General features: G+C 41.2%; 24 protein-coding genes. 20 read left to right on the top strand and 4 right to left on the bottom strand.

All coding sequences use genetic code 11. The annotated features are described in order from the left end of the window. Positions 1 to 156: 156 nt before the first annotated feature. From HT736_RS00440 to HT736_RS00430, 3 genes are read right to left on the bottom strand one after another with little or no spacing between them, the layout of a single operon-like run. Positions 157 to 924, bottom strand: a complete 768-nt coding sequence (locus tag HT736_RS00440) for a hypothetical protein (protein ID WP_055356752.1) — start codon at positions 922 to 924, stop codon at positions 157 to 159. Between the two features lie 16 nt (positions 925 to 940). After that, a complete protein-coding gene (locus HT736_RS00435) occupies positions 941 to 1,636 on the bottom strand; it encodes an ABC transporter ATP-binding protein (RefSeq protein WP_004256110.1) in 696 nt (231 codons plus the stop codon). Positions 1,637 to 1,640: 4 nt separating this feature from the next. Next, positions 1,641 to 2,006, bottom strand: coding sequence for a GntR family transcriptional regulator (locus HT736_RS00430; RefSeq protein ID WP_000119147.1), 366 nt, complete (start codon positions 2,004 to 2,006; stop codon positions 1,641 to 1,643). Positions 2,007 to 2,146: 140 nt separating this feature from the next. Here HT736_RS00430 and nrdR point away from each other — a divergent pair, with 140 nt between their 5' ends. The 17 genes from nrdR to HT736_RS00350 all read left to right on the top strand — a co-directional run bounded on the left by nrdR (position 2,147) and on the right by HT736_RS00350 (position 19,181). Continuing rightward, on the top strand, positions 2,147 to 2,620 hold the full coding sequence (gene nrdR, locus HT736_RS00425; RefSeq protein ID WP_001203672.1) for a transcriptional regulator NrdR: 474 nt from the start codon (positions 2,147 to 2,149) through the stop codon (positions 2,618 to 2,620). Next, complete coding sequence (locus HT736_RS00420; protein ID WP_050197618.1) at positions 2,621 to 3,790, top strand: replication initiation and membrane attachment family protein; 1,170 nt, start codon at positions 2,621 to 2,623, stop codon at positions 3,788 to 3,790. Next, positions 3,791 to 4,687 (top strand): primosomal protein DnaI, encoded by an 897-nt coding sequence (gene dnaI / locus HT736_RS00415; protein WP_000446507.1) that lies wholly within the window; start codon positions 3,791 to 3,793, stop codon positions 4,685 to 4,687. It abuts the gene before it with no gap. Then, a complete protein-coding gene (locus HT736_RS00410; protein WP_000140813.1) occupies positions 4,684 to 5,397 on the top strand; it encodes an NADPH-dependent oxidoreductase in 714 nt (237 codons plus the stop codon). The genes dnaI and HT736_RS00410 overlap by 4 nt, the downstream gene beginning before the upstream one ends. 13 nt (positions 5,398 to 5,410) lie before the next feature. Continuing rightward, positions 5,411 to 6,721, top strand: a complete 1,311-nt coding sequence (gene der / locus HT736_RS00405; protein ID WP_001207696.1) for a ribosome biogenesis GTPase Der — start codon at positions 5,411 to 5,413, stop codon at positions 6,719 to 6,721. An 80-nt stretch (positions 6,722 to 6,801) separates the two neighbouring features. Further along, entirely contained in the window at positions 6,802 to 7,137 is a 336-nt protein-coding gene (locus HT736_RS11520; protein ID WP_000681324.1) for a hypothetical protein, read from the top strand. A gap of 31 nt (positions 7,138 to 7,168) precedes the next feature. Then, positions 7,169 to 7,960, top strand: coding sequence for a hypothetical protein (locus tag HT736_RS00400; RefSeq protein WP_000701281.1), 792 nt, complete (start codon positions 7,169 to 7,171; stop codon positions 7,958 to 7,960). After that, the gene (locus tag HT736_RS00395) at positions 7,953 to 8,594 is read left to right on the top strand and encodes a hypothetical protein (RefSeq protein ID WP_007284818.1); all 642 of its coding nucleotides are present in this window, start codon (positions 7,953 to 7,955) and stop codon (positions 8,592 to 8,594) included. The genes HT736_RS00400 and HT736_RS00395 overlap by 8 nt, the downstream gene beginning before the upstream one ends. A 3-nt stretch (positions 8,595 to 8,597) precedes the next feature. Beyond that, positions 8,598 to 9,248, top strand: a complete 651-nt coding sequence (locus HT736_RS00390) for an ABC transporter ATP-binding protein (protein WP_001235270.1) — start codon at positions 8,598 to 8,600, stop codon at positions 9,246 to 9,248. A 10-nt stretch (positions 9,249 to 9,258) separates the two neighbouring features. Continuing rightward, a complete protein-coding gene (locus HT736_RS00385; RefSeq protein ID WP_050222981.1) occupies positions 9,259 to 9,546 on the top strand; it encodes a hypothetical protein in 288 nt (95 codons plus the stop codon). 145 nt (positions 9,547 to 9,691) lie between these two features. Then, on the top strand, positions 9,692 to 12,205 hold the full coding sequence (gene secA, locus HT736_RS00380) for a preprotein translocase subunit SecA (RefSeq protein WP_001274079.1): 2,514 nt from the start codon (positions 9,692 to 9,694) through the stop codon (positions 12,203 to 12,205). Positions 12,206 to 12,285: 80 nt separating this feature from the next. Further along, on the top strand, positions 12,286 to 13,317 hold the full coding sequence (locus HT736_RS00375) for a 3-deoxy-7-phosphoheptulonate synthase (protein ID WP_000232198.1): 1,032 nt from the start codon (positions 12,286 to 12,288) through the stop codon (positions 13,315 to 13,317). 1 nt (position 13,318) lies between these two features. After that, complete coding sequence (locus HT736_RS00370; RefSeq protein WP_000864063.1) at positions 13,319 to 14,350, top strand: 3-deoxy-7-phosphoheptulonate synthase; 1,032 nt, start codon at positions 13,319 to 13,321, stop codon at positions 14,348 to 14,350. Positions 14,351 to 14,394: 44 nt separating this feature from the next. Then, positions 14,395 to 14,757, top strand: coding sequence for a holo-ACP synthase (gene acpS, locus HT736_RS00365; RefSeq protein ID WP_031233486.1), 363 nt, complete (start codon positions 14,395 to 14,397; stop codon positions 14,755 to 14,757). Beyond that, positions 14,747 to 15,850 (top strand): alanine racemase, encoded by a 1,104-nt coding sequence (gene alr / locus HT736_RS00360; protein WP_172930638.1) that lies wholly within the window; start codon positions 14,747 to 14,749, stop codon positions 15,848 to 15,850. The genes acpS and alr overlap by 11 nt, the downstream gene beginning before the upstream one ends. 18 nt (positions 15,851 to 15,868) lie before the next feature. Then, positions 15,869 to 17,884, top strand: coding sequence for an ATP-dependent DNA helicase RecG (recG, locus tag HT736_RS00355; protein ID WP_138702433.1), 2,016 nt, complete (start codon positions 15,869 to 15,871; stop codon positions 17,882 to 17,884). Between the two features lie 316 nt (positions 17,885 to 18,200). Then, positions 18,201 to 19,181, top strand: a complete 981-nt coding sequence (locus HT736_RS00350) for an acetylxylan esterase (protein ID WP_172930637.1) — start codon at positions 18,201 to 18,203, stop codon at positions 19,179 to 19,181. Between the two features lie 216 nt (positions 19,182 to 19,397). On the opposite strand, the gene HT736_RS11910 is transcribed toward HT736_RS00350, so the two are convergent. Further along, complete coding sequence (locus tag HT736_RS11910) at positions 19,398 to 19,529, bottom strand: hypothetical protein (protein ID WP_268931565.1); 132 nt, start codon at positions 19,527 to 19,529, stop codon at positions 19,398 to 19,400. Between the two features lie 354 nt (positions 19,530 to 19,883). Between HT736_RS11910 and HT736_RS00345 the strand changes: the two genes are divergently transcribed. From HT736_RS00345 to HT736_RS00335, 3 genes are all read left to right on the top strand, one after another. Beyond that, positions 19,884 to 20,111 carry a hypothetical protein gene (locus HT736_RS00345; RefSeq protein ID WP_000576348.1) on the top strand — a complete coding sequence of 76 codons (228 nt, stop codon included), beginning with the start codon at positions 19,884 to 19,886 and terminating at the stop codon, positions 20,109 to 20,111. A gap of 287 nt (positions 20,112 to 20,398) precedes the next feature. Further along, positions 20,399 to 20,581 carry a YSIRK-type signal peptide-containing protein gene (locus HT736_RS12020; protein ID WP_172930636.1) on the top strand — a complete coding sequence of 61 codons (183 nt, stop codon included), beginning with the start codon at positions 20,399 to 20,401 and terminating at the stop codon, positions 20,579 to 20,581. Between the two features lie 164 nt (positions 20,582 to 20,745). Beyond that, positions 20,746 to 23,952, top strand: coding sequence for a sialidase domain-containing protein (locus HT736_RS00335; RefSeq protein ID WP_191993998.1), 3,207 nt, complete (start codon positions 20,746 to 20,748; stop codon positions 23,950 to 23,952). The last annotated feature ends 517 nt before the right edge of the window (positions 23,953 to 24,469 follow it).

The raw sequence follows: 24,469 nt of genomic DNA, 5'->3' as shown, positions 1-24,469 counted from the left end.
TACGGCAAGGTGAAGCTGATGTAGTTTGAAGAGATTTTCGAAGAGTATTAATTGGTTAGAAGGATTCGTCTGTAAGATAAAGTTAGACGGAAAATGAGATAAAATCAAAAAGGATAGCCTCTCTGTGATGAGATGTTATCCTTTTTGATTTTAAAACTATTGCAAGTTAACCTTGTTTCTCAAAATATAGTAGGTTCCGAGATAAAAGATAGCTATGAATATGAGTTCTTCAACAATGCCTATGCTTGCTCCCATATAGAAATTATCATTAAATCCTGCAAGTGAATTGACATAGAAGTTAGTACTGGTATTGAAGAAAACTTCAATAAAGCCAATGACGATTTGGATCCCAATGTAGGCTGCAACAGCGAGTGCTGTACGGTATTCATTGAAAAGCTGTCCAATGGAAATAGCCAAGTAGATGCAGAGGATTCCAGAAACGGTATTTAGTAGGAAGGATAACCCCACAAGAGAGAGTTGAGGAAGGTATGTTCCTACAAGTGGGAACAAGTCATAATGTGACATCCATTCTGGAACCGTTATAGTCACAATAAGAAAAGCACTTAGAGCCAGTACAGCCGAGCTAAGTATAGACCAGATAAAGGCTCCGACTAATTTAGCAGTGATGATATAGTGCTCAGAAACTGGCAAGGTCAAAGTCAGATAGCCTTGGCGGTCATAGACACTACCTTTGAAGCGTTTGATAATCAAGAAAATGGTTGAAATCCCAAGTGTAATTATCAAGCCACCAAAGACGAGAGCCAGAAAGATAAATAGGAAAGGTTGGCTATCTTTGAAAGATATATAATTATAGTAGTGTCCTTGCATTCCTAGGGGGACTGAAAGGACTAGCACGGCTGCGTAGAGGGCTAAATACCACTTGTTAACATTTTTAAATTCGTAGCGAACTAAATTCCAAAACATAAATAATCTCCTTTGATTAGGCCTTAAATTCCTGACGGAAGAGCTGGTCAATGGATTCACCCGACTCATAGCGAATGTCATCTACATTGCCTTGACGGACGACTTTTCCATCTTTGAGGAAGACAATTTCATCCAAGATTGGCTCGATATCAGAAATCAAGTGGGTAGAAATCAAAACAGTAGAAGTTGGGGAGTAGTTGTTGATAATGGTATTGAGGATATAATCACGGGCTGCTGGATCCACCCCACCAATGGGTTCGTCTAGAACGTAGAGACGAGCATCACGGCTCATAACCAAAATCAATTGGACTTTTTCCTTGTTTCCTTTTGATAGTTTCTTGAGACGACTATTTTCATCAATACCAAGGTCTGCAAGTAGATGATGGGCACGTTCAAGATTGAAATCTTTATAGAAGGTCTTGAAGTAGGTTAGGGCTTCTTTGACCTTCATTTGCTCATTGAGATAGGTGGTATCAGGTAAATAAGCTACGATGGCCTTGGTTGCTGGGCTTGGGTCCATGTCGTTGATAAGGACACGTCCTTGATCTGGTTGTAAGAGGCCATTGATTAGTTTAATCAGGGTTGTTTTTCCTGAGCCGTTTGGCCCAAGGAGACCAACAATTTTTCCAGCTGGGATGTCAAGAGAAACATTTTCAAGGGCTGGGGTTGCTCCATAAGATTTGGATACATTTTCAAATGCTAGTAATGACATAGGCTTAAACTCCTTTAATATAATCGCCGACTACGCCTGGTAGTTCTTCTTTTTCATAGCCAAAATGGGTCATGGAGGAAACGAAGTGTTCCAATTCTTCTTCCGATAATTGTTTGCGTGATTGGGCAATCAGTTCCTTATCCTCAGTCACAAATCGTCCAGTTGTTCGCTTGCTGTAGACAAATCCTTCTCGTTCAAGGTCTGACAAGGCTCTTTGGATGGTGTTTGGATTGACACCGGCCTCGCTCGCTAGCTCTCTCACGGTTGGAAGTTGTTGATTGGCTTCCAGTGTATGGGAAACAATCTGAAGCTTGATTTTCTCCATAATCTGTAAATAGATGGGTTTTTTGTTGTCAAATGTCCAAGACATCTTGGTCTCCTTTCTTTTTATCTATTTGTCTTAATTAAATAATACAACAAAACAAAAAACTTGTCAAGCAAAAAGAAGAATTGTTTTGGGAATCGCTTAAAAAATGGTATAATGAAAAGAAAACGATAAGGAGGGAAAGGATGCGTTGTCCAAAATGTGGGGCTACCAAGTCAAGTGTTATCGATAGTCGCCAAGCAGAAGAAGGGAACACCATTCGTAGAAGACGTGAGTGCGATGAATGCCAACACCGTTTTACAACCTACGAACGAGTAGAAGAAAGAACCTTAGTGGTTGTTAAAAAAGATGGCACACGGGAACAATTCTCCAGAGATAAAATCTTTAATGGGATTATCCGCTCAGCCCAGAAACGTCCTGTGTCAAGTGATGAAATCAACATGGTAGTCAATCGTATCGAACAGAAACTCCGTGGTCGAAATGAAAATGAAATTCAAAGTGAGGACATTGGTTCACTCGTCATGGAGGAGTTGGCTGAACTGGACGAGATTACCTATGTACGTTTTGCCAGTGTCTATCGTAGTTTTAAGGATGTCAGTGAGTTAGAGAGCTTGCTCCAACAAATCACCCAGTCCTCTAAAAAGAAAAAGGAAAGATAAATGAAACCAATTGACCGTTTTTCTTATCTAAAGAATAATCGGGTGTCGCAAGATACCTCATCTCTGGTACAGTGCTACCTCCCGATTATCGGTCAGGAGGCACTGAGCCTTTATCTTTATACGATTAGTTTTTGGGATAATGGCAGAAAGGAATACCTTTTTTCAAGCATTCTCAATCATCTCAATTTTGGGATGGACAGACTTTTAAAATCTTTGAAAATCCTATCTGCTTTTAATCTCTTGACCCTCTATCAAAAGGGTGATACCTATCAGATAGTTATCCATGCTCCTCTTTCAAGTCAAGATTTCTTGGAGCATCCTGTTTATCGTAGACTTTTAGAGAAAAAGATTGGTGATGCAGCTGTGGAGGATTTGAAAGTTGAGAGTGCTGAGGGAGAAGAAATAGCTGTCTCACTCAATCAAGTCTTTCCAGACTTGGCAGAACAGGGAAGTCAAGAAGACCTTGGTCTCAAGAAGAAAGTGGCCAACGATTTTGACTTAGACCATTTTCGTCAGCTTATGGCTCGAGATGGGCTTCGCTTTGCGGATGAGCAGTCCGATGTTTTGAACCTGTTTGCCATTGCTGAGGAAAAGAAGTGGACTTGGTTTGAAACCTATCAATTGGCCAAGTCAACAGCTATTTCCCAGGTTATTTCAACCAAACGCATGCGGGAAAAAATTGCTCAAAAACCTGTTTCCTCTGACTTTAGTCCTAAGGAAACAACCATTATCAAAGAAGCCAAAAGTAAAACGGCCTTGCAGTTCTTGGCAGAAATCAAGCAAACACGCAAGGGAACCATTACCCAAACAGAAAGAGACCTCTTGCAACAGATGGCTGGCTTGGGCTTACTGGACGAAGTTATTAATATCATTCTCTTGTTGACCTTTAACAAGGTAGATTCGGCAAATATCAATGAGAAATATGCCATGAAAGTGGCCAATGACTATGCCTATCAAAAGATTCATTCGGCAGAAGAGGCAGTCTTGCGGATCCGTGAGCGTGGGCAGAAGAGTCAGGCTCAAAAAGGCAGTAAACCGAGTCCTAGAAAGTCCAATGTACCCAAGTGGAGCAATCCAGATTATAAGAATGAAACCAGCGAGGAAACTCGTCTGGAACTAGAACGTAAGAAACAAGAACTATTAGCTCGATTAGAAAAAGGAGGAGATTAGATGGAAAGTGTCGGAGACGTACTCAAACGTCAACCTAGCCGTTTTCATTATCAAGATTTGGTCCAGAAAATCATGAAGGATCCTGATGTTGCGGCCTTTATCCAGCAAGAATCCCTGACTCCAGAGGAATTAAATCGCAGTATCTCCAAGTTTAATCAGTACATCACCGAGCGCGACAAGTTTCTTCGTGGTGATACGGATTATATCGCCAAAGGCTACAAGCCGATTTTGGTTATGAATCATGGTTATGCGGACGTTTCTTATGAAGAAACTCCTGAACTAATCGCAGCGGAAAAAGAAGCGGCTATTAAGAACCGTCTCAAGTTAATCAATCTGCCAGCCAGTCTCAAGCAAGCTAGTTTGGCTCAAGTAGACTTGGATGATTTGGGGCGCTTACCAGTTTTTGAAAAGCTATTAGCCTTCGTGGAGCAATATCCAGCTATTCGAAAAGGTCTTTACTTATATGGAGACTTTGGTGTGGGTAAAAGTTTCATGGTGGCTGCCTTAGCCCATGATTTGTCAGAAAAACGTGGTGTTTCCTCCACTCTCCTCCACTATCCTAGTTTTGTCATCGATGTCAAAAATGCTATCGGTGATGGCAATGTTAAGACCTTGGTAGATGAGATTAAGCTTTCTGAAGTCCTGATTTTAGATGATATTGGTGCCGAGCAATCAACAGCTTGGGTGCGGGATGAAATCCTGCAAGTCATTCTCCAATATCGGATGCAGGAAAACTTACCGACCTTTTTCACTTCCAACTTCAACTTTGAAGACTTGGAGCTGCATTTCGCTAAAGGGAAGCATGGAAATGACGAAACCTGGGAAGCCAGACGCGTCATGGAACGCATCCGTTATTTGGCTGAGGAGACTCGTTTAGAAGGAGTAAACCGTCGATGACAGAAACCATTAAACTGATGAAAGCTCATAAGTCTGTTCGAAGATTTAAGGAGCAAGCCCTCCCTCAGGAAGACTTGACTGAAATCCTGACAGCAGCCCAGATGGCCTCGTCTTGGAAGAATTTCCAATCCTACTCTGTGATTGTGGTACGAAGTCAAGAAAAGAAAGATGCTCTGTATGAATTGGTACCTCAAGAAGCTATTCGCCAGTCTGCTGTTTTCCTTCTCTTTGTCGGAGACTTGAACCGAGCAGAAAAGGGAGCCCAGCTTCATACCGATTCATTCCAACCCCAAGGTGTAGAAGGTCTCTTGATTAGTTCAGTCGATGCGGCTCTTGCTGGTCAAAATGCCCTGCTGGCAGCTGAAAGCTTGGGCTATGGTGGTGTCATTATTGGCTTGGTGCGTTACAAATCAGAAGAAGTGGCAGAGCTCTTTAACCTGCCTGACTACACCTATCCTGTTTTTGGGATGGCACTGGGTGTGCCAAATCAAGAACATGAAGTTAAACCTCGCTTGCCATTGAATCAAGTGGTGTTTGAGGAAGAATATCAGGAACAAACAGTTGATGTGATTGAGGCTTATGACCGTGTACAGGCTGACTATGCTGGGGCGCGTGCGACCACAAGCTGGAGTCAGCGTCTAGCAGAACAGTTTGGTCAAGCTGAACCAAGCTCAACTAGAAAAAATCTTGAACAGAAGAAGTTATTGTAGAAAGTGAGAAATTATGGCCCTACCAACTATTGCCATTGTAGGACGTCCCAATGTTGGGAAATCAACCCTATTTAATCGGATCGCTGGTGAGCGAATCTCCATTGTAGAAGATGTCGAAGGAGTGACACGTGACCGTATTTATGCAACGGGTGAGTGGCTCAATCGTTCTTTTAGCATGATTGATACAGGAGGAATTGATGATGTCGATGCTCCTTTCATGGAACAAATCAAGCACCAGGCAGAAATTGCCATGGAAGAAGCAGATGTTATCGTCTTTGTCGTGTCCGGTAAGGAAGGAATTACCGATGCAGACGAATACGTAGCCCGTAAGCTTTATAAGACCCACAAACCAGTTATCCTCGCAGTTAACAAGGTGGACAACCCTGAGATGCGAAATGATATCTATGATTTCTATGCCCTCGGTTTGGGTGAACCACTGCCTATCTCATCTGTCCATGGTATCGGTACAGGGGATGTACTAGATGCGATTGTGGAAAACCTTCCAAATGAATATGAAGAAGAAAATCCAGATGTCATTAAGTTTAGCCTGATTGGTCGTCCAAACGTTGGAAAATCAAGTTTGATCAATGCTATCTTGGGCGAAGACCGTGTTATTGCTAGTCCTGTTGCTGGAACAACTCGTGATGCCATTGATACCCACTTTACAGATACAGATGGTCAAGAGTTTACCATGATTGATACGGCTGGTATGCGTAAGTCTGGTAAGGTTTATGAAAATACCGAGAAATACTCTGTTATGCGTGCCATGCGTGCTATTGACCGTTCAGATGTGGTCTTGATGGTCATCAATGCGGAAGAAGGCATTCGTGAGTACGACAAGCGTATCGCAGGATTTGCCCATGAAGCTGGTAAAGGGATGATTATCGTGGTCAACAAGTGGGATACGCTTGAAAAAGATAACCACACTATGAAAAACTGGGAAGAAGATATCCGTGAGCAGTTCCAATACCTGCCTTACGCACCGATTATCTTTGTATCCGCTTTGACCAAGCAACGTCTCCACAAACTTCCTGAGATGATTAAGCAAATCAGCGAAAGTCAAAATACACGTATTCCATCAGCTGTCTTGAACGATGTCATCATGGATGCCATTGCCATCAACCCAACACCGACAGACAAAGGAAAACGTCTCAAGATTTTCTATGCGACCCAAGTGGCAACCAAACCACCAACCTTTGTCATCTTTGTCAATGAAGAAGAACTCATGCACTTTTCTTACCTGCGTTTCTTGGAAAATCAAATCCGCAAGGCCTTTGTTTTTGAGGGAACACCGATTCATCTCATCGCAAGAAAACGCAAATAAAAAGTAGAATCTGGAATGACATTTCCAGATTTTTTTGATATAATAAAATAATAGAAAACGCTATCAAAAAGGAGGTATCGATGAAACATTTGTTTAAATTTATAATCTTATTGCCCTGGTTTTACTTTTTCAATTGGATTGAAAAGGATAATAGAGAAAGTAAATTTTTCCCAATTTTTTACTATTTTTACTGGTTTTACATCCCCCTCTATGCTCTTTTTAGCCTTGCTTGGACAGTTATTTCAGTTCTGTTTTTCAATATCGTCTTGAGAAATTTGACAGATATCAAGTTATGGGGCATTTGGTTTCTTTTTATTCTGCTAGCTATTGGTCTGAATAGGTTAACTTATTCTTGTTTCAAAAAAATGCTTAGACTAAGAAAGGAGTTAGGGAAGTCTAAAGCGGGGAGGCATTGATTTATATCGGTTTTTTAATAGGAGGTGGCTTATGAAGATTCCTCTCTTAACTTTGGCAAGGCATAAATTTGTTTATGTCTTGCTTACTTTGCTTTTTCTTGCTTTGGTTTATCGTGATGTTTTGATGACTTATTTCTTTTTTGATATTCATGCGCCCGATCTAGCTAAATTCGATGGACAAGCAATTAAAAATGACTTATTAAAATCAGCATTAGATTTTCGTATTCTCCAGTTCAATCTAGGTTTTTATCAATCATTTATTATTCCAATCATCATTGTTTTGCTAGGTTTTCAATATATTGAGCTGAAAAATAAAGTTTTACGATTGAGTATTGGAAGAGAAGTGAGTTATCAAGGGGTAAAAAGAAAGTTGACTTTGCAAGTTGCAAGTATCCCTTGTGTGATATATTTAGTGACTGTGCTGATAATTGCAATTTTAACTTATTTCTTTGGGACTTTTTCTCCTCTTGAATGGAATTCTCTATTTTCTGATGGGAGTAGTTTACAAAGGCTCCTAGATGGAGAGATAACAAGCTATTTGTTCTTTACTTGTGTCCTACTAATCGGTATTTTCATCAATGCAGTCTATTTTTTAAAAATAGTTGATTATTTAGGGAATGTGACTCGTTCGGCAATTGCCTATTTGATGTTTCTTTGGCTTGGTTCTATGTTACTCTATAGTGCCTTGCCTTACTATATGGTTCCTATGACGAGTTTGATGCAAGCTAGCTATGGGGATGTCAGTTTGATGAAACTCTTTACTCCTTATATCCTTTATATTGTCCCCTATATGGTGCTTGAAAAATATGAAGATAATGTTTAAGAATTTTAACAATATTTTGCTAAAGAGAAAGATCGTTTTACTACTTCGTATAGTTCTGATGATGATTTTGATAAACTATCTATTGTCAACAGCGGTTCAAAAGCAGGATGTTTTTCTCTTTTTCAAGAGAGAATTGATTTCAATCTTTTCCTATAATGACTATTCTGAAGTGAATTTAGAAATCCCCAAACTCTTGTTAAACCTTTCGCTTTTCATGGTAGGATGGCTCTCTGTTATTTTGCTTGAAACTGATTTGGCAGACCATTACCATCACTTGATTCGCTATCAATCAAGCTCCTTTTTCGATTATACAAGGAAACGATTGGTTGTCATCTCTAAATTTTTTACTCAAGATTTATTTGTCTGGTTCCTTGGTTTACTTCCTCTAGGAATTCATTTCAAAACAGTCGTACTTTTCTTTTTACTTGCTCAGTTAATGATGTTGTACTTGCTACTGTCTTATCTGATAGCACTGATTAGTGCGGGCGCTGGTTTTTCCTTTTTTCTCTATTTTTTAGCATTTGTGGGACAAGAATGGATGATGGATCATATTGTAACAGTGTATTTAGGACTCTTAAGTTTATTAGTTATCTTGATTGTTAGTCGCTTGGAAGAGAAATTTAAGAAAGGATAAACGATGAGACTTGAAATTATAAATGGACAGAAAATTTATGGGAAAAGACCTATTTTAAATGAGTTAAATCTGGTCTTTCAATCAGGAAAAATTTATGGCCTTAAAGGTGATAATGGATCTGGCAAGACGGTTCTTTTAAAGGCACTTGCTGGTTATATTAAGCTTGACAAAGGAAAAGTTCTTCAAGATGGGGAAGTCTACGGGATAAAAAATCATTATATTCAGGATGCAGGGGTTTTAATTGAAAAAGTCGAGTTTTTATCTCATTTATCCCTTAGAGAAAATTTGGAATTGTTGAGGTATTTTTCATCTAAAGTTACGGAAAAAAGAATTGCCGATTGGATCCAATATTATGATTTACAGGAATTTGAAGACGTTGAGTACCGTCATTTATCCTTAGGAACGAAACAAAAAATGGCTTTGATTCAAGCCTTTATTGCCGAACCATCTATACTCTTTCTCGATGAACCCATGAATGCTTTGGATGAGAAGAGTGTGAGGTTAACCAAACAGGTCATTTTATCTTACCTTAAAAAAGAAAATGGTCTGGTTATCCTGACATCACACATATCGGAAGATATTTCAGACCTTTGTACAGATGTATTAGTTGTCGAAAATGGGCATATACAGTATTCAAAAGATATACAAGCTTAGGAGGTGGCTTATGGCACATCTAAAATCATTTATTACACGCTATTCTAAGGTCTATATTGGTTTAGTTCTGCTGATCTGGCTGGCTTTCTTCTTTCTTCCTTGGGATAAACCAGTTCTGGGAATATCTATCAATCTCTTAATCATGCAGAAAGTTTTACTAGTTTTTGGAATTCTGTCCATTTTGATGGCCTTGCTGTCCAAGAAAGTCAGTCTCTTTGTTTTTGGACTTATCTGTTGTCTTTCTTTTTGGATAAATCTATTTATCCTATTTGCCATTTTGCCGATTCTTGGCAATTAAAGTATCATAAAAGTCAGAGAGGTTAGCTTGAAAACTAGCCTCTTTTTCCTTTTCAAAATGGGGATTCTTCCTTGAAAATAATCAGTAATTGTGCTAAAATTAAAAGAACATTCTAAAATATTCGGAATTTAAAGTAAGGAAAAACATGGCTAATATTTTAAAAACAATTATCGAAAATGATAAAGGAGAAATCCGTCGTCTGGAAAAGATGGCTGACAAGGTTTTCAAATACGAAGACCAAATGGCTGCTTTGACTGATGACCAACTAAAAGCAAAAACAGTTGAATTTAAAGAACGTTATCAAAATGGAGAATCGCTGGATTCATTGCTTTATGAAGCATTTGCGGTTGTCCGTGAGGGTGCCAAACGTGTCCTAGGTCTCTTCCCATATAAGGTTCAGGTCATGGGGGGAATCGTTCTTCACCATGGTGACGTGCCAGAGATGCGTACAGGGGAAGGGAAAACCTTGACTGCGACTATGCCGGTATACCTCAATGCCCTTTCAGGCAAAGGGGTTCACGTAGTTACGGTTAACGAATACCTATCAGAACGTGACGCGACTGAGATGGGTGAATTGTACTCATGGCTTGGTTTGTCAGTAGGGATTAACTTGGCTGCCAAATCTCCAATGGAGAAAAAAGAAGCCTATGAGTGTGACATTACCTACTCAACCAACTCAGAAATCGGATTTGACTACCTACGTGATAACATGGTCGTTCGTGCTGAAAACATGGTACAACGTCCGCTTAACTATGCCTTGGTCGATGAGGTTGACTCTATCTTGATTGACGAGGCCCGTACACCTTTGATCGTATCAGGTGCTAATGCAGTTGAAACCAGTCAGCTCTACCATATGGCAGACCACTATGTAAAATCTTTGGACAAAGACGACTACATCATCGATGTGCAGTCTAAGACTATTGGTTTGTCTGATTCAGGGATTGACAAGGCTGAAAGCTACTTCAAGCTTGAAAATCTCTATGACATCGAAAACGTAGCTCTTACTCACTTTATCGATAATGCCCTTCGTGCCAACTACATCATGCTTCTCGATATTGACTATGTGGTGAGCGAAGAGCAAGAAATCTTGATTGTCGACCAATTTACAGGTCGTACCATGGAAGGTCGTCGTTATTCTGATGGCTTGCACCAAGCTATTGAAGCCAAAGAAGGTGTGCCAATCCAGGATGAAACCAAGACATCTGCCTCAATCACGTATCAAAACCTTTTCCGTATGTACAAGAAATTGTCTGGTATGACGGGGACAGGTAAGACTGAGGAAGAAGAATTCCGTGAAATCTACAACATTCGTGTTATTCCAATCCCAACAAACCGTCCTGTTCAACGGATTGACCACTCAGACCTTCTTTATGCAAGTATCGAATCTAAGTTTAAAGCGGTTGTCGAAGACGTTAAGGCTCGTTACCAAAAGGGTCAGCCTGTCTTGGTTGGTACAGTAGCGGTTGAAACTAGTGACTACATTTCTAAGAAATTGGTCGCAGCTGGTGTTCCTCACGAAGTCTTGAATGCCAAAAATCACTATAGAGAAGCCCAAATCATCATGAATGCTGGTCAACGTGGTGCCGTTACCATCGCAACCAACATGGCGGGTCGTGGTACCGACATCAAGCTTGGTGAAGGTGTTCGTGAACTTGGAGGACTTTGTGTGATTGGTACAGAACGTCATGAAAGTCGTCGTATCGATAACCAGCTTCGTGGACGTTCAGGTCGTCAAGGAGATCCAGGTGAGTCACAATTCTACCTCTCTCTTGAAGATGATTTGATGAAACGTTTTGGTTCTGAACGCTTGAAAGGCATATTTGAACGCTTGAATATGTCTGAAGAGGCCATTGAGTCTCGTATGTTGACGCGTCAGGTTGAGGCAGCTCAGAAACGTGTCGAAGGAAATAACTACGATACCCGTAAACAAGTCCTTCAATACGACGATGTCATGCGTGAACAACGTGAGATTATCTATGCTCAACGTTACGATGTCATCACTGCAGACCGTGACTTGGCACCTGAAATTCAGGCTATGCACAAACGCACGATTGAACGTGTCGTCGATGGTCATGCGCGTGCCAAACAAGATGAAAAACTTGAAGCAATTTTGAACTTTGCTAAGTACAACTTGCTTCCAGAAGATTCTATTACGATGGAAGATTTGTCAGGCTTGTCTGATAAGGCCATCAAGGAAGAGCTTTTCCAACGTGCCTTGAAGGTTTATGATAGTCAGGTTTCAAAACTACGCGATGAAGAAGCAGTTAAAGAATTCCAAAAAGTTTTGATTCTACGAGTGGTGGATAACAAGTGGACAGATCATATCGATGCCCTTGATCAATTGCGTAACGCGGTTGGACTTCGTGGTTATGCTCAGAACAACCCTGTTGTTGAGTATCAGGCAGAAGGTTTCCGTATGTTTAATGATATGATTGGTTCGATTGAGTTTGATGTGACACGCTTGATGATGAAAGCACAAATTCATGAACAAGAAAGACCACAGGCAGAACGCCATATCAGTACAACAGCGACTCGCAATATCGCTGCTCACCAAGCAAGTATGCCAGAAGATTTGGATTTGAGCCAGATTGGACGCAATCAACTTTGCCCATGTGGTTCTGGTAAGAAGTTTAAAAATTGTCACGGTAAAAGACAATAAAATGAGATAGTTTAGAGGCGGATATCTTGTGAAAAGTAAATTTTTACTTGGTATCCGTTTGCTTTATAAGGAGATGACTTATGGTATTTACAGCAAAAAGTCCTAAAATAAATATCGAAGAAGTTCGTGCCTTATCAAAATTAGAAGGCCAAGCTTTGGAGAGAAAATCACAGCGCGATCAAGAGCTAGAAGCCATCATGCGTGGAGAAGACCAGCGGATTCTCTTGGTAATCGGTCCGTGCTCATCTGACAACGAAGAAGCTGTCCTTGAATACGCTAAGCGTTTGGCAGTCCTACAAGAAGAAGTGGCAGATCGTATCTTTATGGTTATGCGTGTTTATACTGCCAAACCCCGTACCAACGGAGATGGCTATAAGGGCTTGATTCACCAGCCTAACGCGACAGAAGCGCCTAGTCTTATCAATGGAATCAAAGCCGTTCGCCATCTTCACTATCGTGTCATCACAGAAACAGGGATGACAACTGCTGATGAAATGCTTTATCCTGAAAACCTTCCGCTTGTAGATGATTTGATTTCTTACATGGCAGTTGGTGCCCGTTCAGTTGAAGACCAGCAACACCGCTTTGTGGCAAGTGGGGCAGGATTTTCTACTGGTTTTAAAAATCCAACCTCTGGAAATCTCAATGTCATGTTTAATGGGATTTATGCTGCTCAAAACAAACAAAGTTTCCTTTTCTTAGGAAAAGAAGTAGAAACAACTGGGAACCCGCTTTCACACGCTATTCTTCGTGGTGCTCTTAATGAGTATGGTAACAATATTCCCAACTACTATTATGACAATTTAATTGAGACCATTGCCCAGTATGAGAAAATGGGCTTGGAAAATCCTTTTATCATCATTGATACCAATCATGACAATTCTGGTAAGCAGTATATGGAACAGATCCGAATTGTCCGCCAGACCTTGATTAACCGTGCTTGGAATGAAAAAATTAAGCAGTTCGTTCGTGGTTTTATGATTGAGTCTTATCTGGAAGATGGTCGACAAAATGAGCCAGAAGTATTTGGTAAGTCTATCACAGACCCTTGCTTGGGTTGGGATAACACAGAAGCTCTTGTCAGAGAAATTTACAAAACGTTAGGAGAATAAGATGGCATTTATTGAAAAAGGTCAAGAAATCGATATGGAAGTCATTAAGGCTGAAACCCAATTGTCTGCGGAAGCCTTGAGACTCAAGGAAAGCCGTGACAGGGAATTGGCAGACATTATTTCAGGGGAAGATGACCGTCTCCTTTTGGTAATTGGTCCTTGCTCTTCTGATAATGAAGAAGCTGTCTTGGAATATGCCCGCCGCTTGTCAGCCTTGCAAAAGAAGGTAGCGGACAAGATTTTCATGGTTATGCGCGTTTATACTGCTAAGCCTCGTACCAACGGAGACGGCTATAAAGGGTTGGTTCACCAGCCAGACACTTCTAAGGCTCCAAGCCTGATTAACGGTTTGCAGGCTGTGCGCCAGTTGCACTACCGAGTGATTACAGAGACTGGTTTGACGACGGCAGATGAGATGCTTTATCCGTCAAATCTAATCTTGGTGGATGACTTGGTCAGCTACCATGCTGTTGGAGCTCGTTCTGTGGAAGACCAAGAGCACCGCTTTGTGGCTTCTGGGATTGATGCACCAGTAGGGATGAAAAATCCAACCTCAGGAAATTTGGGTGTTATGTTTAACGCCATCTATGCTGCTCAAAATAAGCAAACCTTCCTTTATCATGGGCAGGAAGTTGAGACTTCAGGTAATCCTTTGTCCCATGTCATCCTCCGTGGAGCAGTTAACGAGTATGGCAATTATATGCCGAATTACTACTATGAAAACCTACTCCAAGCCATTGAACGCTATGAAACCATGGGACTTGAAAATCCCTTTATCCTCATTGATACCAACCATGATAACTCAGGCAAGCAGTATATGGAGCAGATTCGAATTGTTCGCCAGACCTTGCAAAATCGTGATTGGAATGAGAAAATTAAAAAGACAGTTCGAGGATTTATGATTGAATCTTACCTAGCAGATGGTCGTCAAAACCAACCAGAGGTCTTTGGCTGCTCTATTACAGATCCTTGCCTAGGTTGGGAAAATACAGAGGCTTTGGTAGAAGAAATCTATGCTACCTTGGCAGAATAAGTGAAAAGGATGGAGTTGGGGAATCTCAACTCCTTTTGATGAGAATGATAGTTGGACACGGAATTGACATCGAAGAATTGGCTTCGATAGAAAGAGCGGCTGCACGACATGAAGGCTTTGCCAAGCGCGTGCTGACAGCCAAGGAAATGGAACGGTTTAACAGTCTTAAAGGGCGCAGGCAAATCGAATATTTGGCTGGTCGCTGGTCGGCTAAAGAAGCCTTTTCCAAGGCCATGGGAACGGGAATTGGCAAGCTCGGTTTTCAGGATTTAGAAGTCTTAAACAATGAACGCGGGGCGCCTTATTTTAGTCAGTCACCATTTTCAGGAAAAATTTGGCTATCTATCAGCCATACCGATCAGTTTGTGACAGCCAGTGTCATTTTGGAGGAAAATCATGCAAGCTAGTCCGCATAGACCAACCAAGGCTCTGATTCATCTGGGAGCTATTCGACACAATATTCAGCAAATGGGGGCTCATATCCCTGAGGGGACACTCAAGTGGGCAGTGGTCAAAGCCAATGCCTATGGGCATGGGGCAGTAGCTGTTGCCAATGCGATTCAAGATGATGTCGATGGCTTCTGCGTTTCCAATATTGATGAAGCTATTGAACTCAGACAAGCTGGACTCAGCAAGCCAATCCTCATTTTAGGAGTTTCTGAGCTAGAAGTTGTTGCTCTAGCTAAAGAATATGACATCACCTTGACAGTGGCTGGACTGGAGTGGATTCAAGCACTCTTAGATAAGGAAGCAGATTTAACTGGCTTGACTGTCCACCTCAAGATTGACTCAGGCATGGGACGGATTGGTTTTAGAGAGGCTAGTGAGGCTGATCAGGCTCAAGACTTGATCAGACAACACGGTGTTCGTGTTGAAGGAATCTTTACCCACTTTGCGACTGCTGATGAGGAATCAGATGACTATTTTAATGCCCAGTTAGAACGGTTTAAAACCATTCTATCAAGTATGAAAGGTCTTCCAGAGCTGGTTCATGCCAGCAACTCAGCAACGACTCTTTGGCATGTAGAGACTATTTTCAATGCGGTTCGTATGGGAGATGCTATGTATGGTCTTAATCCTAGCGGAGAGGTCTTGGATTTACCCTATGACTTGATTCCAGCCTTGACCTTGGAGTCTGCTCTGGTTCATGTCAAGACAGTTTCAGCTGGAGCTTGCATGGGCTACGGGGCGACCTATCAGGCAGATAGCGAGCAGGTCATCGCGACCGTGCCAATCGGCTATGCAGATGGATGGACAAGAGACATGGAAAATTTCTCTGTCTTGGTAGATGGCCAAGCTTGCCCAATTGTCGGCAGGGTTTCGATGGACCAAATCACTATTCGATTGCCTAAGCCTTACCCACTCGGAACCAAGGTAACCTTGATTGGCTCCAATGGGGATAAGGAAATCACTGCAACTCAGGTAGCGTCCTACCGTGGGACTATTAACTATGAGGTGGTTTGTCTTCTCAGCGACCGCATTCCGAGAGAATATGATTAGAAAAGAAAGGAGTGGAGCATGAATCTACATCAACCCTTGCATGTCTTACCTGGTGTGGGACCAAAGTCAGCAGAAAAATACGCCAAACTAGGAATTGAAAACTTGCAAGACCTCTTGCTTTACTTTCCTTTCAGATATGAAGATTTCAAAACCAAGCAAGTGCTGGAGCTGGAAGACGGAGAAAAGGCAGTTCTGTCTGGACAAGTAGTGACTCCTGCCAGTGTCCAGTATTATGGTTTCAAGCGCAATCGTCTGCGCTTTAGCCTCAAGCAGGGAGAAGTCGTTTTTGCGGTGAACTTCTTTAACCAGCCCTATCTAGTAGATAAGATAGAGTTGGGAGCAACTCTTGCTGTCTTTGGAAAATGGGAGCGTGCCAAGGCTAGTCTGACTGGGATGAAGGTCCTGGCTCAGGTGGAAGATGATCTCCAACCTGTCTATCGCTTGGCTCAGGGAATCAGTCAGGCCAGTCTGGTCAAAGTTATCAAGACAGCCTTTGATCAGGGACTGGACCTCTTGATAGAAGAAAATCTGCCCCAGTCTTTACTAGACAAATACAAACTCATGTCCCGTTGTCAGGCAGTCCGAGCTATGCATTTTCCAAAGGATTTGGCAGAATACAAGCAGGCTCTTCGCCGTATCAAATTTGAGGAACTCTTTTATTTTCAAATGCAATTGCAGACGCTCAAGTCTGAAAATAGAGTTCAGGGAAGTGGTCTGGTTCTGAATTGGTCTCAGGAAAAAGTGACAGTAGTTAAAGAAAATCTACCTTTTTCCTTGACCCCAGCTCAAGAAAAGAGTTTACAGGAAATTTTGACAGACATGAAGTCGGATCACCACATGAATCGTCTCTTGCAAGGGGATGTGGGGAGCGGAAAAACGGTGGTCGCTGGCTTGGCTATGTTTGCGGCAGTGACAGCTGGCTACCAATCAGCCCTCATGGTACCAACAGAAATTCTCGCAGAGCAACATTTTGAGAGTTTACAGAACCTTTTTCCAGACTTGAAACTGGCTCTCTTGACAGGTTCCTTAAAAGCTGCAGAAAAGAGAGAAGTCTTGGAGACCATTGCCAAGGGTGAGGCTGATTTGATTATCGGAACCCACGCTCTGATTCAGGATGGAGTGGATTATGCTCGCCTTGGCTTGATTATCATCGATGAACAGCACCGTTTTGGTGTGGGGCAAAGGCGTATTTTACGGGAAAAAGGCGACAATCCAGATGTCCTCATGATGACGGCGACTCCCATTCCACGGACGCTGGCCATCACAGCCTTCGGAGATATGGATGTTTCCATTATCGACCAGATGCCAGCAGGTCGGAAGCCTATTGTGACACGCTGGATTAAGCATGAGCACTTACCTCAGGTCTTGACTTGGTTAGAGGGGGAAATTCAAAAAGGTTCTCAAGCCTATGTCATCTCTCCCTTGATTGAAGAATCAGAAGCTCTGGATTTGAAAAATGCCATTGCCTTATCAGAGGAGTTGACGGCTCATTTTGCAGGTAAGGCAGAAGTGGCTCTTCTACATGGTAAGATGAAGAGTGACGAAAAAGACCAGATCATGCAGGATTTCAAGGAGAGAAAAACAGATATTCTAGTTTCAACAACGGTTATCGAGGTTGGGGTCAATGTTCCAAATGCGACTGTCATGATCATCATGGATGCCGATCGCTTCGGGCTTAGTCAGCTTCACCAGCTCAGAGGTCGTGTGGGTCGGGGGGACAAGCAGTCCTATGCTGTTCTCGTTGCCAATCCCAAGACTGATTCTGGGAAAGACCGCATGCGCATCATGACAGAAACGACCAATGGATTTGTCCTTGCGGAGGAAGATTTGAAAATGCGTGGTTCTGGTGAGATTTTTGGAACCAGACAGTCAGGACTCCCAGAGTTTCAAGTAGCTGATATTATCGAAGATTTTCCGATTTTAGAAGAAGCCAGGAAGGTTGCTAGATACATTAGTTCGATAGAAGGCTGGCAAGAGGATCCAGAGTGGTGCATGATTGCCCTTCATTTAGAGAAGAAAGAACACCTAGATTAAGCTTTCTCTAAGGAAAACTTAAGCTAGATTTCAGGTTTTGCCTTTATACTAGAGTCATCAAAAAGAAACGAGGACTCTCAGATGACAGTAACAATTAAAGTAAATTACCCAACCACTTTTCAAAAGAAAGAAGCAAAAAACTAGTGTAAACATAAGAAAGAGCGTAACTGCTCTTTTTTGTTTTTAAAACTACTTTCAGTCAATAGGCTTGAAGGAGGAAAAGCTAAATTCACTTTCTATTTATCCTTCTTTCTTGCATTGCTTTCTTAGATGTGCTACAGTTGTGGTAGCGATTACAAAATAAAAGGAGCATGCTATGAAAAATCCAGCTTTGTTAGAAGAAATGAAGACTTATAAAGGCAGGGACGAGGTTCCGGAAGATTTTGATGCTTTCTGGGATGAGGAAGTGAAAAAAGTTTCCACGCTTCCAGCCTACCACTTGGAGGAAAGAGATTTCCACATTCCTCAAGTCAAGTGCTATGAGTTAACATTTGAAGGAAGCAAGGAAGGCAAGGTCTATGCACGCGTCGTTCTTCCAAAGAGTGAGGAGAAGGTTCCGCTAATCTTCCATTTCCATGGTTATATGGGACGTGGTTGGGATTGGGCCGACATGCTGGGCTTCACCGTAGCTGGTTACGGTGTTGTTTCCATGGATGTTCGAGGCCAGTCGGGCTATTCACAAGACGGTTTGCGTTCTCCTCTAGGAAATACGGTTAAGGGACATATTATCCGTGGTGCTGTGGAGGGTCGGGATCACCTCTTTTATAAGGATGTTTATCTGGATATTTACCAGTTGGTTGAAATTATTGCTAATCTGCCTGAGGTAGATGAGAAGCGTCTTTCTAGCTATGGTGCCTCTCAAGGTGGTGCTCTAGCTTTGGTTGCAGCAGCGCTCAATCCTCGAATTCAGAAAACAGTTTCCATCTATCCCTTCTTGTCAGACTTCAGACGGGTGATTGAGATTGGCAATACTAGTGAGGCCTATGATGAACTTTTCCGTTATTTCAAGTTCCACGATCCTTTTCATGAAACAGAGGAGGAAATCATGGCGACCCTTGCCTATATCGATGTCAAAAATCTTGCTCATCGTATCCAAGGTGAGGTTAAGATGATTACGGGCTTGGACGACGATGTTTGCTATCCCATTACCCAGTTTGCGATTTACAATCGTTTGATCTGCGATAAGGCTTATCGCATCATGCCTGAGTATGCCCACGAAGCCATGAATGTTTTTGTCAATGACCAGGTTTATAACTGGCTCTGTGGGAGTGAGATTCCTTTCAAATATCTAAAATAAGGAGTCGACTCTAGGCACAAAATCTTAAAAATCACAAACACGCATAGTATCAGGGGATTAAGAAGACTTGATACTATGCGTTTTATCATGGAAATATTTATAGAATTTTTTGTTGCTAGCTTTGTCAAATTGCTTAAAATAATTTTTTTCAGAAAGCAAAAGCCGATACCTATCGAGTAGGGTAGTTCTTGCTATCGTCAGGCTTGTCTGTAGGTGTTAATACTTTCCAAAAATCTCTTCAAACCACGTCAGCTTCGCCTTGCCGTAGGTATGGTTACTGACTTCGTCAGTTCTATCTGCCATCTCAAAACGGTGTTTTGAGCTGACTTCGTCAGTTCTATCTGCCATCTCAAAACAGTGTTTTGAGCATCATGCGGCTAGCTTCTTAGTTTGCTCTTTGATTTTCATTGAGTGTAAAAAACAGATGAGTCTCTGTTTTCTTTTTATGGACTATAAATGTTCATCTGAAACTACTTTCAAGGATATTATTATACAAAAGAGTTTCTTGAAACTAAAATCTATTATACTACACTGTATTGAAAGCGTTTTAGAAATGAGGTATAATAAATTTGCTAACACTTATAAAAAGTGATAGAATCTTATCTTTATGTATATTTAAAGATAGATTGCTGTAAAAATAGTAGCAGCTATGCGAAATGACAGATAGAGAGAAGGGATTGAAGCTTAGAAAAGGGGAATAATATGATATTTAAGGCATTCAAGACAAAAAAGCAGAGAAAAAGACAAATTGAACTACTTTTGACAGTTTTTTTCGACAGTTTTCTGATTGATTTATTTCTTCACTTATTTGGGATTGTCCCCTTTAAGCTGGATAAGATTCTGATTGTGAGCTTGATTATATTTCCCATTATTTCTACAAGTATTTATGCTTATGAAAAGCTATTTGAAAAAGTGTTCGATAAGGATTGAGCAGGAAGTATGGTGTAAATAGCATAAGCTGATGTCCATCATTTGCTTATAAAGAGATATTTTAGTTTAATTGCAGCGGTGTCCTGGTAGATAAACTAGATTGGTAGGAGTCTGATTGGAGAAAGGAGAGGGGAAATTTGGCACCAATTTGAGATAGTTTGTTTAGTTCATTTTTGTCATTTAAATGAACTGTAGTAAAAGAAAGTTAATAAAAGACAAACTAAGTGCATTTTCTGGAGTAAATGTCTTATTTCAGAAATCGGGATATAGATATAGAGAGGATCAGTATGAATCGGAGTGTTCAAGAACGTAAGTGTCGTTATAGCATTAGGAAACTATCGGTAGGAGCGGTTTCTATGATTGTGGGAGCAGTGGTGTTTGGAACGTCTCCTGTTTTAGCTCAAGAAGGGGCGAGTGAGCAACCTCTGGCAAATGAAACTCAACTTTCGGGGGGGGGAGCTCAACCCTAACTGATACAGAAAAGAGCCAGCCTTCTGAGGAAGGAGAAAATATAACTCTTCCTGCAGAGCATGTAGAGTCTGTTTCAGAGACTGAACTTTCTGGCAATGAGCAAGAACAAGAAAGGGAAGATAAGCAAGAAGAAAAAATTCCAAGAGATTACTATGCACGAGATTTGGAAAATGTCGAAACAGTGATAGAAAAAGATGACTTAGAGACGAATGATTCAAATGGAAAAAGAGTAGACTTGTCTGATGAATTAGAGAAAGTAAAGGGACTCCAAAATGCAACTGTTCATGTGGAGTTCAAACCGGCTGCTGATGGTCCTAGTTTTTACAATCTCTTTTCTGCTTCCAGTACAACTAAAGTAAATGAGTACTTTACAATGGCAATCAATAATGGGACAGCTTTGATAGAGGGACGTGGAGCTGATGGTAGTCAATTTTATGGAAGTTATACAGATGCGCCTTTGAAGATTAGACCAGGCAAGTATAATTCGGTTACTTTTACTGTTGAAAGACCAAGAAAGGATAGTCCAAATGGTCAGGTTCGTCTTTATGTGAATGGTGTATTATCTCGTACGAATAAAAAGTCAGGGAAATTCCTGGCAGACATGCCAGATGTGGATAAACTTCAGTTAGGTGCAACTAATAGAGCAGGAGAACTGAAGTGGGGCTCAAATCTCTCTATTCGTAATCTGACTGTATACAATCGTGCTCTAACTCCAGAGGAAGTCAAAAAACGTAGCCAGTTATTTGATGTGACAGATATTGAGCCGTCACTTCCTGAAGGGGCAGTCTTGACAGAGAAGCAAGAGTTGTTTATGAGCGGTGTCAATGGTAAGCCAAATAGTGAAGGAATTAAGAGTTATCGGATTCCAGCTTTGCTACGTACGGATAAAGGAACATTACTGGCAGGGGCAGATCAGCGTCGTCTCCACCATTCTGATTGGGGAGATATTGCTATGGTCGTTAGGAGAAGTGAGGATGGGGGAACTACTTGGCAGCCAACCTTAACCTTGACCAACTTGCGAGACAATCCAGAAGCAAAAGATCCGCAGGCACCATCTCCACTTAATATCGATATGGTCTTGGTTCAAGATCCTACCACAAAGAGAATTTTTTCAATCTACGATATGTTTCCAGAAGGTCGAGCTGTCTTTGGAATGCCAAACAAACCTCAAAAAGCTTATCAACAAGTTGGAGATAAGCACTATCAATTACTATATAAACAAGGGGAAAATCAAGCATATACTGTCCGAGAAAACGGAGAAGTATATGATGCAAATAATCAAAAAACAGATTATCGCGTTGTAGTGGATCCAAAAGAAGAAGCCTACAGAGATAAGGGTGACCTCTATAAAGGAGAAGAGCTTCTTGGGAATATCTACTTTGCTCCATCTGCTAAAAATCCATTTCGTGTAGCCTATACGAGCTATTTGTGGCTTTCTTATAGTGATGATGATGGGAAAACATGGTCGCAACCAAGAGATATTACACCATCAATTCGCCAAGATTGGATGAAATTTTTAGGAACAGGTCCAGGTACAGGAATTGTGCTTAGAACAGGAGAGCACAAGGGTCGTATCTTAGTTCCTACTTATACCACCAATGCTATCTCCCATCTAAGCGGATCCCAGTCTTCTCGTTTGATTTATTCAGATGACCATGGAGAAACATGGCAGGCTGGAGCTGCTGTCAATGATGATAGGACAGTAGGCGGAAGGAAAATTCATTCCTCAACTATGAATAATAGTCCTGCCCAAAATACAGAGTCAATTGCTGTACAGTTAAATAATGGTGATGTGAAACTCTTTATGAGAGGATTAACGGGTGATTTACAGGTTGCCACAAGTAAAGATGGTGGGCAAACTTGGGACAAGGAAATCAAGAGATACAATCAGGTTAAAGATGTTTATGTCCAAATGGCTGCTATTCACACCATGCACGAAGGAAAAGAATACATCATTTTAACCAATTCAGGAGGACCTAAACGGACGAATGGAATGGCTCATTTGGCTCGTGTAGAGGACAACGGAGACTTGACTTGGTTACATCATAGACCAATTCAAAAAGGAGAGTTTGCCTATAATTCGCTCCAAGAATTAGGAAATGGGGAGTATGGTATCTTGTATGAACACACTGAAAAAGGACAAAATGACTATACCCTATCATTTAGAAAATTTAATTGGGACTTTTTAACAAAAGATCCGGTATATCCAACGAGTGTAACTATCAGGGACGTTCGTAAATTGGAAACAGAAGAAGAGGATGCAGAACAAGGTATCTTAGCTATGCAATTTGATTCTGAGGTACTAGTAAATTCTATTCCGACTTTGACTTTAGCGAATGGACACAAAGCTACCTTCTTGACCCAAGCAGATCAAAAAACTCTACTTTTCACCTTTAATAAAGAAGATGCAGGTCAAGAAATTACAGGTCTACTGGCCGGTAGAATTGACAGTATGCATGATTTACCAGTTACACTAGCTGGCAGTAGAATTCCTGAAGATGCGAAAGAAAATCCTGTCGAGACCATGAATACAGTAAGAGAAAATGTATCTGAGGAGATGACAGAAAGGAAGTCAGAGAAGGATAAATTATCTTTGGGGTCTTCAGATAGAATGGTAGCAAACTCTCCTCTTACTTCTTTTGCTCCTCGTTACCTCCAATCTTATGTAGGAGATGTTATTAAAACTGAGACTAAAGTTCCAATAACGACTGGTTGGAAGCAAGAAAATGGTGCGTGGTATTTTTATACATCTGCTGGTGAAGTGGTGAAAGGCTGGCATCAGGAAGCGGATAAATGGTACTACTTGAGTTCTACTGGTGCGATGGCAACTGGTTGGGTCAGAGATGGTAATCAATGGTATTATTTGAGTGAGAGTGGAGCAATGTCTACTGGCTGGGTTGAATCCAGTGGTGTGTGGTACTATCTCAATGCTAACGGCTCAATGGCAACTGGTTGGGTCAGAGATGGTAACCAATGGTATTATTTGAGTGAGAGCGGAGCAATGTCTACTGGCTGGGTTGAATCCAGTGGTGTGTGGTACTATCTCAATGCTAACGGTTCAATGGCAACTGGTTGGGTCAGAGATGGTAACCAATGGTATTATTTGAGTGAGAGCGGAGCAATGTCTACTGGCTGGGTTGAATTCAGTGGTGTGTGGTACTATCTCAATGCTAACGGTTCAATGGCAACTGGTTGGATAAAAGATGGAGACCATTGGTACTATCAGGAATCATCTGGTGCAATGAAGGTAAATCAATGGTTCCAAGTTGGAGACAAATGGTACTATGTCAATGAAAGCGGAAGATTAGCGGTTAATACTATAGTAGATGGTTATAAAGTTAACTCCAATGGGGAGTGGGTCAACTACTAGAACCTTGGATGTTGATGAATAACTGAGACATGTTTTGTCCGTCATAGAGATAAAAAGTTTATTTAGATAGTTTTCGTAGAAATTTCTACTTTAAGAAAAAGTCAATTTAGATGAGCTCTTATTGCCGGGTAAATGCCTTGCTAGTCGTAAATAAACTGTATATTTCCGACTTACTTAGGACTGGATACCACTAGTCGCAACTTAACAGTTCGCTTTAAGTGTTAAAATGCATATAGCTAGTTATTGGTTATATGCGTTTTTGTTCTTGATTATTTTATTTCTGTCTTGGAATATAGGTAAAATTATAGTAAAATAAAATTCTGTAAATCATGTTGGTAGATATACAGGAAGAAGAGTGTATTGTTGACAATACAGCACATAGAATCCAACATGTCCTTATACTCAAAAAATCAAAGAGCAAATTAGGAAGCTAGCCGTAGCCTGCTCAAAACACCGTTTTGAGGTTGCAGATAGAACTGACGAAGTCAGCTCAAAACACCGCTTTGAGGTTGTAGAT

It is taken from the genome of Streptococcus sp. 339, from assembly GCF_013277285.1.
Lineage (GTDB): Bacteria > Bacillota > Bacilli > Lactobacillales > Streptococcaceae > Streptococcus > Streptococcus pseudopneumoniae.
This window is presented reverse-complemented; position numbering and strand designations above follow the sequence as displayed.

Bases quoted from the DNA above. Each gene is read 5' to 3' on its own strand.
- HT736_RS00370 (WP_000864063.1), top strand. From the start codon at position 13,319: ATGGCATTTATTGAAAAAGGTCAAGAAATCGATATGGAAGTCATTAAG.
- HT736_RS00375 (WP_000232198.1), top strand. From the start codon at position 12,286: ATGGTATTTACAGCAAAAAGTCCTAAAATAAATATCGAAGAAGTTCGT.
- dnaI (WP_000446507.1), top strand. From the start codon at position 3,791: ATGGAAAGTGTCGGAGACGTACTCAAACGTCAACCTAGCCGTTTTCAT.
- HT736_RS00345 (WP_000576348.1), top strand. From the start codon at position 19,884: ATGATATTTAAGGCATTCAAGACAAAAAAGCAGAGAAAAAGACAAATT.
- recG (WP_138702433.1), top strand. From the start codon at position 15,869: ATGAATCTACATCAACCCTTGCATGTCTTACCTGGTGTGGGACCAAAG.
- HT736_RS00420 (WP_050197618.1), top strand. From the start codon at position 2,621: ATGAAACCAATTGACCGTTTTTCTTATCTAAAGAATAATCGGGTGTCG.
- HT736_RS00440 (WP_055356752.1), bottom strand. From the start codon at position 924: ATGTTTTGGAATTTAGTTCGCTACGAATTTAAAAATGTTAACAAGTGG.
- HT736_RS12020 (WP_172930636.1), top strand. From the start codon at position 20,399: ATGAATCGGAGTGTTCAAGAACGTAAGTGTCGTTATAGCATTAGGAAA.
- HT736_RS11520 (WP_000681324.1), top strand. From the start codon at position 6,802: ATGAAACATTTGTTTAAATTTATAATCTTATTGCCCTGGTTTTACTTT.
- HT736_RS00400 (WP_000701281.1), top strand. From the start codon at position 7,169: ATGAAGATTCCTCTCTTAACTTTGGCAAGGCATAAATTTGTTTATGTC.
- HT736_RS11910 (WP_268931565.1), bottom strand. From the start codon at position 19,529: ATGGCAGATAGAACTGACGAAGTCAGCTCAAAACACCGTTTTGAGATG.
- HT736_RS00410 (WP_000140813.1), top strand. From the start codon at position 4,684: ATGACAGAAACCATTAAACTGATGAAAGCTCATAAGTCTGTTCGAAGA.
- acpS (WP_031233486.1), top strand. From the start codon at position 14,395: ATGATAGTTGGACACGGAATTGACATCGAAGAATTGGCTTCGATAGAA.
- HT736_RS00385 (WP_050222981.1), top strand. From the start codon at position 9,259: ATGGCACATCTAAAATCATTTATTACACGCTATTCTAAGGTCTATATT.
- der (WP_001207696.1), top strand. From the start codon at position 5,411: ATGGCCCTACCAACTATTGCCATTGTAGGACGTCCCAATGTTGGGAAA.
- HT736_RS00435 (WP_004256110.1), bottom strand. From the start codon at position 1,636: ATGTCATTACTAGCATTTGAAAATGTATCCAAATCTTATGGAGCAACC.
- alr (WP_172930638.1), top strand. From the start codon at position 14,747: ATGCAAGCTAGTCCGCATAGACCAACCAAGGCTCTGATTCATCTGGGA.
- HT736_RS00395 (WP_007284818.1), top strand. From the start codon at position 7,953: ATGTTTAAGAATTTTAACAATATTTTGCTAAAGAGAAAGATCGTTTTA.
- HT736_RS00350 (WP_172930637.1), top strand. From the start codon at position 18,201: ATGAAAAATCCAGCTTTGTTAGAAGAAATGAAGACTTATAAAGGCAGG.
- secA (WP_001274079.1), top strand. From the start codon at position 9,692: ATGGCTAATATTTTAAAAACAATTATCGAAAATGATAAAGGAGAAATC.
- nrdR (WP_001203672.1), top strand. From the start codon at position 2,147: ATGCGTTGTCCAAAATGTGGGGCTACCAAGTCAAGTGTTATCGATAGT.
- HT736_RS00390 (WP_001235270.1), top strand. From the start codon at position 8,598: ATGAGACTTGAAATTATAAATGGACAGAAAATTTATGGGAAAAGACCT.
- HT736_RS00430 (WP_000119147.1), bottom strand. From the start codon at position 2,006: ATGTCTTGGACATTTGACAACAAAAAACCCATCTATTTACAGATTATG.